Below are 13,071 nucleotides of genomic sequence, written 5' to 3'. Positions count from 1 at the left end.
TCACATCTCCCCGGCCAATCGCAGCACTTCTTCCATTATAGCTTTATTAAATCTGAAAGTGTGTATTTGTAGCTGTTCGATCAGGCTTTTTACTGAATCGATAACACCTTTGTTTTTTGCAATGAGTAAGACTTTCAACGTCCCGATAATGATCACGTTCATATCGGAGGCTATTTTTCGCCCTTTCTTTTCATCAATAATTAAAATGGAATTATCTGTTTCCAAAGCCAGGGCAATTGCACTTGCTTCGCCTGCATCTAAAATCAGTTTAAGTTGCTCAAATCGGGTATGATTATTAATGTCACGGATGGATATCCAATCCGGCAAAGTTTCCTCAAATTCTTTGGCTACAATTTCAGTTGTGTATACTACCGTAAATACTTTTTGTAAGATATCTATCCTTCCTATCCTACTCAAAGCGATCAGACAACTTGTATCAGAAATAATGATCTTAGTCATTCAGGGGATCAGCGTTCAAGTCATCGATCGTCTCCCCAAACACAGAAACGCCATATTTTCCGGCGTTCAATAAAAAGTCTTTCTTACTGACTCCGGCAAAATCTGCAGCTTGCCCGGCCGATAGTAACCCTTTGTCAAATAAAATGGTGGCCATGGTCATTTTAACCTCACTCTCGTTAGCTTCCTCGGGTATATTTACAGTCAATGTTTTCATTACATTCAAAGTTACGTAAAATACAACCGGATTGGTTATATATTAAATAGCTTAATAAAACCGCTGATCAAAATTCACCAAATACAATTCCCTGGTTGCCCGGGTGCAGGCCGTATAAAACCATCGCAGGAAATCCATATTGATCATTTCTTCGGTCAGATAGCCCTGGTCGACAAAAACCGCATCCCACTGGCCGCCCTGAGCCTTGTGGCAAGTAATGGCGTAGGCAAACTTGATCTGCAGGGCGTTGTAATACGGATTTAACTTCATCTCGTCGAACTTGGCTTTACGGCTGGCTATGTGCTCGTAGTCCTTCATTACTTCCGCAAAGAAGCGCTTCTGATCGTCCGGCGATAAGGCCGGCGATTCGGAATAGAGCGTATCCAGCAAAATCTTGCATTCAAGCACCGGGTCTTCAGCGTAATCGATGAATTCCAGTTGAACATCCGCAAAGCGGAAGCCGTACATTTCTTCGGTGCGACGCACCTTGCGTATCTTGGCAATATCGCCGTTGGCTATAAAACCGGTACTGCTGTCTTCCTGGTCCTGCAGCCAGAAATAGTTGTTGCGCACCACCATCACCTGGTCGCCGCCGGTAAGTTCTTCCTCACGGTATAAAATGCGGCCGCGTATCTGCTGATTATAACGGTTTGCGTTCTTGTTCGACCGGCAGATAATGAGCGTACTCTCATGTCCGTATTTATTATAGGCATAGTTGAGACCTTCTTCCAGGCGCTCGCCGGTCATGCGGTAAACATCCTTATAACCTTTGGTGGTGATGTGCGGCGTTAATACCTTTCCCTTGCGGATGATCTCGCGCATGGCGGTAACGTTGAACAAAATACCCGAGTCTTTCTCCTGCCGCAACACATCCGTCAGCTCAAAACTGAAGATATCCAGCGCGAACATCTTTTTCATCAGGTTAAAGTCCAGCGCGGGGCTATAATCTGCCCCTACCGGCGGTAATTGGGCCGTATCGCCTACCAGCACTAATTTGCAGTTTTTGGTATTGTATACGTAGTTCACCAAATCGCGCAGCAGGGTATCTCTATTGCCTGATGAAGTTTCGTCCGAGACCATGGAGGCCTCGTCGACGATGAAAAGCGTATCCGTGGCAATGTTATCCGCCAGCCGGAAAGGGTCGTCGATGCTCATGGCCGACTTTTTCCGGTAGATGCGTTTGTGGATGGTAAAGGCTTTTCGTCCCGAGTAATTGGTGATCACCTTAGCCGCCCTGCCTGTCGGCGCCAGCAATACCGATTTATAGCTATAAAACCTGAGTGCTTTCACCAGCGCACCCAAAACCGTGGTTTTGCCTGTACCGGCATAGCCTTTAAGGATAAAGCACTCGTCGCCGTTATCGCTCAGCAAAAATTCGTGCAGGCGACCGAACAACTCCAGCTGCTGGGGCGTAGGCTCATGCGGGAATGCTTTGGCGATCTGGTCGGGTGCGGGCATGGGTAAATATGGAGAATTTATTTACGATTTTAGATTATTTTGGTTTTGCAGGGTCATTCCCGTCCCCGCGGGGTCTCTCGCAGAGGACCCGGCGGTGCACAATTACCAATTTAAACGATAATCCGTAATATCGGCCAACGGATGAGGGCGTTCCAATTCATAGAACGCCGCGCTGCTGTGTTCGTAATCCACAAAGTCGCCGCATAAGCTCCATTTTCCGTTAACCGGATTGTGATGAATATAATCCAGTTTTTGATTAAGGAAATCCATGCTGTAAACCGGCTTGGCATCGAACGATTTCTCAAACGCTTTGTGTTTCTGCCCCTTGGCCCGTTCCCTGACCGTACAGTCGGAGCTCAATTTGATGAGCACATCCTGTCTGCCCATTTTATCCAGTCGCTTTACAATTTCATAGGCCATAAATCGTTTCCCATTACCAATCAGCTTATTCAGATCAATATCACCGCCAGGTAACTTCAAAAGCAAATGAGCATGATTTGGCATAATAACGAAAGCCAGCGTTCTGACACCATAATTGTTATCGATCAGCTTAAGCCATTTATAAACAAGATCGTAGGACGAGGTTATCTCGAAAAGAGGTATCCAACTATGATTCGTAAATGTGATGAACCATGTATTTTGGTTTGTGGTATCATGTTGCGTTTTAACCGCCATGTGGTAAATATAGCATTAACTGAAAATCCGTGCCGCAGACTATGGCATTTCCGTGCCGCAGGGTCCCCTTCGGGAGACCCCGCGGGGACTAAAGGAGACCCCGCGGGGACTAAAAGGTCGTCAACAACGATGAGGACGTTGTCCATTCTTAATAATTTATTTTTTGTCATGACCGTAAACTTTAATTCTTAATAAGAATACGGGTATTGTTTTAAGTCCCCGATCGCTATCATTCCGCTAATACAATTGATAATATTGTTGTCTCACTTCAAAGATATTTCCTCCGGCTAACGGTTCCACTACTGTGACTCCCCAGGTTATGGGATATTTTGCCCTGCTACCCGAGCAAAAGCGGGGAAAATTATCCACAGTTTTATTATTAAGAAATATTTTGGGGAAATTTTGTGTAACGAATATTGCATGAAGTACCGCAGAATTACAGGCAAGCGCCTTGCATTGATGAGTTTGGGGCAAAAAAAAATGGCCGAATCTCGCATTTCGTCCATTTTTCCCTGTTTATTTAAATGAAAAGAGCTTTGAATATCTTTCTTCTTCATCATGTATTTTACAATTTACATGCCAAGTGATATATTATGCTGTTGATCGTTGCAAGCCGGGATAATGGGCGTAGCTTATGCGAGCAATTCGGCTGCCTTTTCATCGATCGCCCTGGTGATAGCCCCTTTAAACAGAGATACCGCAAACGGAATCTTTCCATTCAATTCAATCGTCGACTCCCCCACGGTCAACGTGCCCGAAATATCGTAGCCTTTGGCGGTAAAACTGAAAGTTCCAACGTTTCCGTTCCATTGTTCCTTCAGGTTATCAATTTTGTCGCCGTGCTCTTTCTTTGTTTCGGTCAGCAGGTTTTTAATTCTTTTAAGCGCTTCGTCGTGCGAAATGCTGAATGGGATAGTCATGTTTAAGCTTGCCATAACAGATGTATTTAGTATTGTAATGCAGATAACTTGTTTGCGCTAATAATGTTTGATACGCGACGGCAGGTTTCCCCTATACAGGACGATGAAAACCAGGGAGCCGGCAATAAATTTATTTATACCAGGCTGATAGATTTGAATTTGGACAGGTAATCAAGGCTTTGCTTTAAAGCATCAAACGGGTCAATGGCGGCCTTATCCAATTCTATCACCACCCACTGAACGTTCGCCGAGCAGGCATTTACAATGGCGGGAATGTTTAATGTGCCTTTGCCAACGGGCGTCATGGGATCGGGTTCGTCCTTAATCAATTTATCGTTGTAAACCGCCGGTCCGTCTTTCATGTGGATAAGCCGGATACGTTTTTGAAGTTTTTTCAGAATGCCTGCAGGGTCCTGTCCCGCTACCTTTACCCAGTAAATGTCCGTTTCGAAAAAGATATCCGCATCCAGTTCTTCGTTCAATATTTCATATACCAGCCTGCCGCCAACATGGTTACGGTACTCCCACCAATGGTTATGTAAGCCAAAATGCAGACCGTTATCTTTGGCCAGTTTACCGCTTTCCTTATAAATTTCAACCAATTGCTTTGTGCCCTCCAAAGTGCTGTATCGTTTATCCTCGGGCCAGCCGTGCCAGATCAGGTTTTCAGCATTATAGGCTTTGGCGGTATTTACCAGGGTTTTGATATTATCTTTTGTCGGAATATCTACGTGGCAGGACGATACTTTAAGCCCGGCTTCCTTCAGATGACCGGCTGCGCTTTGAACGCTGACACTTTTGGGCCAGAAAGCAGTTTCGACATTTTTAAAGCCAATGTTGGCCAGGCGTTTTAAGCTTCCCTCCAGGTCCTTTTCAATGGCTTCCCTTATCGTGTAAAGCTGCACGGATAAGCGGTGCTGATGAGCTTCAACAGGCAATTTTAAAAAGCCGGGAGCAGTTACTGCCATTAGTCCTATACCGGATTGTTGTATAAATTCTCTTCTGGAGGTCATGGTGATTGGTTTTCCTAAAGGTAATAAAAACTACCATAGTCACCGGTTTGATTTTTGATCTATCCGCTACCTGTTATAAACAATAAACGATAAGGTATCTGCCTGTAAGGCTGTAAATATCCCAATGCCGTTCACCACATTGGTTGGGGTGTTCAGCAAGTTTTGCGAATTGGCGCCAATCGTATTGCTTTTCAGCAGGTCGATATACTCTTTATTAGCGCTGAGCAAAGTAACCTGGTAGTTGCCATAATATGGAAAACTGTTGGAAACAACATAAAAAACCGATTTCCCTTCAGTATCATACTCGAACGCGTTGGACTGCTGCCCGAAACCTCCCCTGCCCGCCAGCGGAAAGTTATTGCCATCCAGGTTATTAAATACGATAACATGGCCAAGTGAGTCGGGGTTGTCCCACGTGAATTTATTCAGCGTATCGGGCTTTATATCCGGCGCCGACCCGTACACGTAGTTTACAGTGCTATGCTGCGTGGCAAATAGCTGTGTTTTTTGCGGCATCACTGTTTGTGCACTTACCGTTTTGCCCAGGTATTGAAAACTGAGCGTATAGGTTTTGCCGGCTGCCAGGAACGTAGTATCGGCATAGGTATAAACACCTTTAGCTGTTTCACTCAGACTTATGGTATTACTGCCATCGGATATAGAAAGCTGTTGCCCGATTATGGGGCTGCCGTATTTTGCGGTATCGGTGAGCGATTTTTGCTGGTAAAGTTTTACCGTTATGGCTTGGCCGCCATACAGGTAGGCTTGCACCACAGGCAGAGAAACGGCGGACGCGCCATCCTTTTTACAAGAATGCAGACTGATGAAAAGAAAAGTTAAAAAGGCAATTATCGTAAATGTTTGTTTTCTTATTTCCATCTTAAACTGAGTGTGATGTTAGGGGTGAAACCGAGGTAGTTGACATTGGTGGTAACTGCCGCATTGTTTTGAAGGTAGTATTCGCGGTACCAGGTGTTCACGTGATTATAAACATTAAAAAGCGAAAGGCCGATGCTGCCTATTTTATCGCCGTTGATCTTAAGCAGATCGTACGTTGCTGAAAGGTCGAGCCGATGGTAATCGGGTAACCTTTCGGCATTCTTTCCGCTAACGTTAAAATAAGTTTGGCGGGTGCCATCCGCATTGGTGATGGAATAGGTGGACAGCGGCGCGGTGTAAGGGTGCCCTGTGCTGAAAATGAATACCGCCGCAAAATTCCACCGGCTGTAATGATACATATTGATGGCCTTAAACTCGTGGCGTATGTCCTGGTCGGCTGGATAGAAATTAGTACCGTACACTGCAAACTTATTCTCCGCATCGGCAAGCGTATAGCTAAGCCAGCCTGTATAATTACCCAATTTTTTTTGCAGCAATACTTCAATCCCTTTAGCGCGGCCTGTGCCGCTATAAAAATCTTCCTGTATAGCAGGCGTACCCCTGCCCGGACCAAACCCGGTTTGCGTAATGGTATATTGCGTAAGCCCGTTAAGCCATTTATAATAACCTTCTATATCCAGTAGAAACTGATCGTTCTCGTAGCTGATACCGCCCATCAGGTGCCGCGAGCGCCCCACAGGTATGCTGCTGTTATTGGACAATACCCAAAATTGCCGGTTGCCGTCGGCAATGTCATCGCGGGTTACTTCGTTCATAAACTGGTAAAACTGCCCGGTGGCAAACTTCAGCGTATAATTATCATTCAGCACATAACTCGCAGAAAACCTGGGTTCGGCATAAAAACGGCCGGTAGGCCCGAATTGCGTCATCCGTATGCCCGGTTGAAGGTGGAGTGTATTCGTGGGGTCGTACTCCAGTTCGGCAAATAAGCCACCCAGCAATGCGGTATTGTGCTGGTTTATCAAGTGCGACGTATCATTCTGAACATAATCGTAGTTAATATGTTGGCGCGACGCAAACACTCCGTATTTTAATTTAAGCTGATTTTGCATTGTCCAAACCCAATCCGATTTAATACCTATGTCGTACAGGTTATTTTTCTCGACGGTGCTTGTACTGAAGCTTTGCTCCTGCCCCTCGTCGTCGGTATAGCCGCCCGTCGTCCCGCGCTCACGGTTGTTGAAATAGGATGAATAAGTAAGATAAGTGTTGGAATAAACCGAGCTGTTCCATTGCCTGAACCATTTCAGACTGCTGGCTAAATTTCCGTATTTGGTGTAATCTGTAATATCAGGCGCTGTGCCCGAGCCGAGAAACGATGGCAGCTGTAACTGCCGGCTATTATCTGTTTTGTCGGACCCGGAGTAGAAACTCCAGGTAAGAATATCGTTTTGATCTAAATGGTTTGTATAACGAATGTTGGCATCGTAAAAATGCGAAGCGGGCGTCGTCTGCTCGCCAAAACCGCCCGGTCCACCGCCCGGACCGCCTGGCCCGCCGCTAAACCCGGACGAGGTGTTGAACTGCTTGAAAATTTTATCATAAAACGGCCCCTGGTACGACCGGCGGATAGCCAGCACCAGGGAAGAATTGCTGGTAACAGGGGTTTCCATAAAGGCATTGACGCTAAGCAAGCTCAGGTCGACGCCAAAAATTGTATTGTTTTTGTTTCCTTCCTTCCCGTTGATCTCGGTCACACTGGAAAGGCGCCCGCCGTATTGCGCCGAAAAACCACCTTTAAAAAGTTGCAGGTCTTTGATGGCATTGCTGTTAAAAGCGCTGAAGAAGCCATACAGGTGGTCGACCTGGTATATCGTAAAACCGTCGAACACGACCAGGTTTTGATCGGGCGTGCCGCCCCGTACGTATGCGCCCGAGGACGATTCGTTAGTAGCGCCAACGCCGGGCATTAGCTGAAAGGCGCGCATCACGTCTTTTTCGCCCAAACTGGGCAGTTTATCCAGGTTGGCCGGGGATAGTTGTAAAACACCCACTTTTTTTACGTCGGTGTTCATTACACCGCTTTTTTGCCCTAATATGGTTACTTCATTCAGTGTACTTAATGAAGGGTATAGGCCCAGCACCAACGGCAAGACCAGCTTTCCCGGGTCCAGCTTGAAACTGTAGGGCTGAAAGCCCGAAAAAGAAATATCAAGCGTGCAGGTATCAGACGGCACGCGGAATATAGTAAACGCACCATCGGAATTGGTTGAAACAGAAAGCGGCGTATCATGCACCCGCACCGTGGCCGACGGCAGTGGCTCGCCGGAACTTTGATTGATCACTTTCCCGCTAACCGTAACCAACAGGTGTACTTTATTTTCAGGCGGTGAAGGTAAAGGCTCAACCGGTTTTTGTACGGCAAGGGCTTGTGGCTGTGCTCTTTTGCGGGATACTTCGCGCTTTCTTTTTCCGTCTTTATCATACAGCGCTTCCACATCCTGCTCATCGGTTGTATCAGCCTGCGCCGTTACTGTTTTAACGGGTGGTGGAAGCGGTTTAATGGTTGCTGCAATTTGTTTCAAGCGGGCCAGGTCGTCAACGTCTTGCAGAATATAAATAGCGCCAGAAGCGTCCACCCAGTAATGCAGATCAAATTGCCTGCAAACTTTGGCCAATACTTTATTTAACGGTTCGTTAAAAAAGCGCTCCACCACATCATAGCGGTGCAGGGAGTCGCGCTCAAAAACGAACCTCAGCCCGTAATTGACCGATAGCGTGTCGAGCAGATCGTCCATCGGTCGGGCCACAAACCTGTCGAGCTTATTTTTCTTCAATATTTGCCCGGTGGTTTGGGCATTGGCTATTACGGTAAAGCCGAGCATAAACAAAGGGAATAGTAAATATTTCAATATTCAAAGAGTATAAATGTGAAACAGCCGGTAAATTCATCTCCAGGGCAATAGCTTGTCCCGGCGTTAGTATCTTAAGAGGATATGCTTTCGCTCATCCGCAAAACACATGGACTGCGACCACATGTTTTTTGGAGAAAGCTGTTTTCGAAATATGCGCAACCGTTCCGGTGGGAATTGGTTGCTTAAAGTGATAAAAAGCCGGATTGTGATGCGTAAAAAGATTGTCCATGATTTTAATAACGATTGATGCCGCTACAACGCGGGGTACAAATGGTTATTACAGCCCGATAAGCAGGAATCGACGGAAGCGGTTTATGAATCGACGAATGGCGATTAACTTTCATTTCACAGGGGTCTTCTATGAGAGATCGCTGCGGGGACAGGGAATATAGTTATTTCAATTCCGCAGGGTCCTCTGCGAGAGACCCTGCGGGGACATGAGTTATTGCGGAGACATGAGTTATTTCTTCTTACTTGCAGGCACTTCCACCACATTATCTATCACCTAAAGGTTTTCAGTTCAGCAGGGTCCTCTGCGAGAGACCCGCGGGGATATGGAATAAAATATCAATATACAAAAGGATGTGCCCTTACTTTAGCATACTTTAGAAAATGCACTTATCCTATGCGATCATCGTCTTCCCACGAAACGTTATATCGCCTGGTTATATATCTGCCTGTAATGTGCGCCAGCCATATAACCAGGCCGATTATGGCGATAATGATAAGCGCGAATATAACTCCTGCTTTAAATGCCCCTTCCACCAGCCCACAGCCGGATAAAGAAATAGACAGCATAAAAAGGGCAGTAATGGATGCAAGTTTTCTCATAGTTATTTTAATGTTGACAACAGGCATAGGCTGGTAATGTTTAAATGACGGATCGAAAATTAACGAATAGCACGGCTGTCGGGTTGAGGTCTGCTTTTCAGAAAGCCCGCTCAGCGACTTCTTCCCTTTGGTCATCAAGCTTTTACGCGAGTCCTAAAATAATTGGTTTACACAGCAATTAGACAGATCTAATCTTTGCACAACATGCTATTCAAAAATAATTTTACAAAAACTACAAAAATAGTTTGCAAACTATTAAAATAGTTTATACCTTCACCTAACTATAAAAATAGTTTGCTATGAAAATGAAAGAGTTGACAAAAGCCGAAGAACAAGTGATGCAAATACTATGGCAATTAAAAGAGGGCATTGTAAAAGATGTACTCGAGAAAATGCCGGAACCCAAGCCTGCTTATAACACGGTATCGACGGTGATCAGGGTATTGGAGGGGAAAGGCTTTATTGGCCATAAAGCGTACGGAAACTCGCATGTTTACTTCGCACTCGTCAGCGGGGATGAGTACAAGAAATTCACTTTTGATAAGATGATGAACAATTATTTCAGTAATTCCTACCAAAGCCTGGTATCGTTCCTTGTGAAAGAAAAAAACCTGAGTCTACAGGAATTGGAGGAAATAACCCAACTGGCCGAAAAACTTAAAAATCAAAGATCATGAGCTGGATATATTATTTATTAGAAGCAAACTTATACCTGGCGGCCTTTTATGCGATGTATTTTTTGATCCTGAAAAACGAAACTTACTACCGGTTAAACCGCCTCTTTCTACTATCAAGCACAGTAATGTCACTTATTATACCTACTGTGCAAATAGGAATATTGCTTCCGGCTGCTACCGGTTTATATCAATCTCCAACTGCTGTTGTGCCTGATACATCATGGGGGGTTGCTGACTATTTTTTGCTTACTTATGGAATAATAGCAGCGTTGTTATTGATCAACTTGTTAATGAAGGTTTACAAATTGCTGAAGTTGGTTCACACCAACAAAACCACTAAAAATGCTGATTTTAAATTAGTGGAGTTGCCAGGTGAAAATGATGCCTTTTCGTTTTTTAACTATCTTTTTATCAGTCCCGGCCTTAGCTTATCATCCGTCGTCATCCGGCACGAAATGACCCATATCAGGCAAAAGCATAGTTGGGACATCGTTTACCTGGAGTTGCTAAAGATCGTCAACTGGTTTAACCCTGTAGTTTACCTGTTGCAAAACAGCATGAAAGAGGTGCATGAGTTTATAGCAGATGCCGATACAGCCAACCATGATCTGGGTACACAGAACTATACCGATTTCCTGATCAATAATGCCTACGGAATAAATGAGAATATGCTGACCAACACATTTTTTAATAAAAGCCTACTAAAAAAAAGAATTATGATGTTACACAAAAAAAGATCGGGTAATGCAGCCAGGCTGAAATACTTGATAGTACTGCCATTAACCTGTGCATTGCTTTGTGCGTCTACACTTGCGTTTACAAAGGACTATCAATTGATTGACCTTGCGCCGCGAGTTACACCACCGGAGAAATCTGCTGCAGGCCAGCCAGTTCCATTAAACTTAACGGATACGGTAAAGGTAACGCTAAAGCCGCCACCACCTGCGCCGCCACAACATAAAAAGATACAGGATCAGGTTAAGCTGCCGCCAAAACACAAAAAAATACGTGACCAGGTTAAGCTGCCGCCAAAACACAAAAAGATACAAGATCAAATTAAGCGGCCGCCACCTCCGCCGCCGGAACCACCACAGGATACGGCTAAAAAGAATTAGTTAGAAATTTAATAAGTATAATAAAATGCCGGACGTCAACTCCCGGCATTTTATTATTAAGCCCAGGGCAACAATCTGCTTATACTCCAATATATCTCCCGGCTGGCAATCCGGGGCCTGGCAAATCGCTTCTAATGCGCTGAAGCGTAGGGCTTTGTCGGTCGGCAACAAGCCGCCTTCTTAGTGTAACGAAAATTCGAAAAGCAGATATCAGTTGGCTGTTTAATTGCATGCAGCCTTAAGCCAGCAGAATAATTAATGGACCGATTTGGGCAAAACCTGGACTTTTTTGGCACTTTCTTGACTTTGTCTTCTAAAAACCTATGCAACCGCCACCTTTCACGAATAACACAAGAGCCTGTTTATCAGAAAACTACACAATCAGGTGTTCACCAAAAATGCAAAAATGGGGCACTTTTCAGGAATTATAATTTTTAAAGTATTGAAAATAAGACAATTGTATTAAAATAAGATTGGCAGATGGCGCTCCCGTGAACACTTAGTGTAATAAGAGTTTGACATAAAAACCGCCCCGAAACAGACGCGCTAAATCGACAGGTTAAAGTATCCAAGTAATCCAAAAAATATTACTTTTGCCATAACCGCATGGATAACCGCAATTACCAGTATCTCGACCACAACTTTGACCCGGCACAAACCGGCGACTATACTTTGCTGGTACGCGCCGATGCGGATAACTTCTCGTTTGCCATAACTGATGCAAATAAGCTCCTTTTATTATCTGACCAGGTCGATCTGAGCGTTTTGAATGAGCCGGCCGGCGAAAATGACCTGCTTTTCAAAAATTACAAACAGCAGATCATCGGGGTATCTAATACGGGTTTTACCTTGATACCAGCAAGCATTTTTAACCCGGAAAAAGTAGCTGATTTTGCGCGTTTCCTTAATGTGAAACCCACCGAAAAAGTATTCTCGCAGCCGCTTGACACTGATAACCAGGTGCTATTTAAAATAAAAGGGGATTTTGTTAGTGTCCTGGCCGAAAAGTTTGACACCAAAGATGTAGTATTTGGCGCCAGGGGCTGGATAAAGGCTGTTGCAGGCGACGGTCCCGCTAATCAATATTTGTATCTTAACGTTACCGGCAATTTGGTTGAAATACTTAACTTCAGGGACGGCAAACTGCGCTTTTATAACAACTTTGAGTTTATGAACGGTGATGAGCTGGCTTATTTCAGCACCGTGGTCGCCAGTGAATTGCAGCTTCCGGATGAGGCTGTTACGCTGGTATTAAGCGGCGATATTAACCCGGATGACCAGAATGGCAGCCGCCTGGCTAAATTTTTCAGGAGGGTAGAATTGAATGCAACCTGCCCGGTAAAATTGCCCAAACAGCTTTCTCCGAATTCCTTATTATACCTAACCGCTTTAAATTTATGCGGATCATCGGAGGAAAACTAAGGGGACTAAGGCTCAATCCGCCCAAGAACCTGCCTGTCCGTCCTACTACCGACCTGGCCAAAGAAGCGTTGTTCAATATCCTGCAAAATCAAATCGAATTCGAAGGCATTACAGTGCTCGATCTTTTTTGCGGCACGGGCAATATTTCATTGGAGTTTGTATCGAGGGAAGCTGCACAGGTTATTTCCGTAGACCGCAGCATTCATTGTGTAAATTACATCAAAGATACCGCGCGGCAGCACCATCTGGAACAAATCAAAACGTATAAGGCTGATGTATTTAAGTTCCTGGAAATGGAAACGGAAAAGTACAATCTCATCTTTGCCGATCCGCCCTACGATCTGAACCGTATTCCCGAAATACCAAAAGTCGTTTTTGATAAAGATCTGTTGTTACCGGGTGGCATGCTGATAGTAGAACACCAATCGCTGCAGAATTTGAGTAATCATGCTGCATTTGTCGAGCAGCGAAAGTACGGGCATTCATCGTTTTCGTTTTTTAAGAACCCGTGAAAATTTAATATCGAACACCG

General features: G+C 44.8%; 15 protein-coding genes. 4 read left to right on the top strand and 11 right to left on the bottom strand.

Annotated features, from left to right (window positions below; all coding sequences use genetic code 11):
* The 10 genes from VL525_RS04065 to VL525_RS04020 form a co-directional block, all read right to left on the bottom strand.
* Positions 1-459: a DUF3368 domain-containing protein gene (locus tag VL525_RS04065; RefSeq protein WP_325383616.1), complete on the bottom strand. Its 459-nt coding sequence runs from the start codon at positions 457-459 to the stop codon at positions 1-3.
* Positions 452-673 (bottom strand): UPF0175 family protein, encoded by a 222-nt coding sequence (locus VL525_RS04060; protein WP_325383614.1) that lies wholly within the window; start codon positions 671-673, stop codon positions 452-454. Before VL525_RS04060 ends, VL525_RS04065 begins: the two co-directional genes overlap by 8 nt.
* Positions 674-724: 51 nt before the next feature.
* Positions 725-2,131, bottom strand: a complete 1,407-nt coding sequence (locus tag VL525_RS04055) for an ATP-dependent DNA helicase (protein WP_325383612.1) — start codon at positions 2,129-2,131, stop codon at positions 725-727.
* 102 nt (positions 2,132-2,233) lie between these two features.
* Positions 2,234-2,806 carry a hypothetical protein gene (locus tag VL525_RS04050; protein WP_325383610.1) on the bottom strand — a complete coding sequence of 191 codons (573 nt, stop codon included), beginning with the start codon at positions 2,804-2,806 and terminating at the stop codon, positions 2,234-2,236.
* A gap of 317 nt (positions 2,807-3,123) precedes the next feature.
* The gene (locus VL525_RS04045) at positions 3,124-3,366 is read right to left on the bottom strand and encodes a hypothetical protein (protein WP_325383608.1); all 243 of its coding nucleotides are present in this window, start codon (positions 3,364-3,366) and stop codon (positions 3,124-3,126) included.
* A gap of 72 nt (positions 3,367-3,438) precedes the next feature.
* Positions 3,439-3,741: a polyhydroxyalkanoic acid system family protein gene (locus VL525_RS04040; RefSeq protein WP_325383606.1), complete on the bottom strand. Its 303-nt coding sequence runs from the start codon at positions 3,739-3,741 to the stop codon at positions 3,439-3,441.
* 119 nt (positions 3,742-3,860) lie between these two features.
* Positions 3,861-4,739, bottom strand: a complete 879-nt coding sequence (locus VL525_RS04035; RefSeq protein WP_325383604.1) for a sugar phosphate isomerase/epimerase — start codon at positions 4,737-4,739, stop codon at positions 3,861-3,863.
* 66 nt (positions 4,740-4,805) lie between these two features.
* Positions 4,806-5,618, bottom strand: coding sequence for a DUF4249 family protein (locus VL525_RS04030; protein WP_325383602.1), 813 nt, complete (start codon positions 5,616-5,618; stop codon positions 4,806-4,808).
* On the bottom strand, positions 5,609-8,491 hold the full coding sequence (locus VL525_RS04025; RefSeq protein ID WP_325383600.1) for a TonB-dependent receptor: 2,883 nt from the start codon (positions 8,489-8,491) through the stop codon (positions 5,609-5,611). Before VL525_RS04025 ends, VL525_RS04030 begins: the two co-directional genes overlap by 10 nt.
* A gap of 621 nt (positions 8,492-9,112) precedes the next feature.
* Entirely contained in the window at positions 9,113-9,325 is a 213-nt protein-coding gene (locus tag VL525_RS04020; protein WP_325383598.1) for a hypothetical protein, read from the bottom strand.
* A 299-nt stretch (positions 9,326-9,624) separates the two neighbouring features.
* Here VL525_RS04020 and VL525_RS04015 point away from each other — a divergent pair, with 299 nt between their 5' ends.
* Positions 9,625-10,002, top strand: coding sequence for a BlaI/MecI/CopY family transcriptional regulator (locus VL525_RS04015; RefSeq protein WP_325383596.1), 378 nt, complete (start codon positions 9,625-9,627; stop codon positions 10,000-10,002).
* Positions 9,999-11,117, top strand: a complete 1,119-nt coding sequence (locus VL525_RS04010; protein ID WP_325383594.1) for a M56 family metallopeptidase — start codon at positions 9,999-10,001, stop codon at positions 11,115-11,117. Before VL525_RS04015 ends, VL525_RS04010 begins: the two co-directional genes overlap by 4 nt.
* Here the strand turns inward: VL525_RS04010 and VL525_RS04005 are convergent, their stop codons facing one another.
* Positions 11,118-11,285 (bottom strand): helix-turn-helix domain-containing protein, encoded by a 168-nt coding sequence (locus VL525_RS04005; protein WP_325383592.1) that lies wholly within the window; start codon positions 11,283-11,285, stop codon positions 11,118-11,120.
* Between the two features lie 438 nt (positions 11,286-11,723).
* On the opposite strand from VL525_RS04005, the gene VL525_RS04000 reads away from it, so the two are divergent.
* Together VL525_RS04000 and rsmD are read left to right on the top strand one after the other, a co-directional pair.
* Entirely contained in the window at positions 11,724-12,539 is an 816-nt protein-coding gene (locus VL525_RS04000; RefSeq protein ID WP_325383590.1) for a DUF3822 family protein, read from the top strand.
* Entirely contained in the window at positions 12,515-13,051 is a 537-nt protein-coding gene (gene rsmD / locus VL525_RS03995) for a 16S rRNA (guanine(966)-N(2))-methyltransferase RsmD (RefSeq protein WP_325383588.1), read from the top strand. Before VL525_RS04000 ends, rsmD begins: the two co-directional genes overlap by 25 nt.
* Positions 13,052-13,071 lie beyond the last annotated feature (20 nt).

Source organism: Mucilaginibacter sp. (genome assembly GCF_035492695.1).
Taxonomy (GTDB): domain Bacteria; phylum Bacteroidota; class Bacteroidia; order Sphingobacteriales; family Sphingobacteriaceae; genus Mucilaginibacter.
This window is presented reverse-complemented; position numbering and strand designations above follow the sequence as displayed.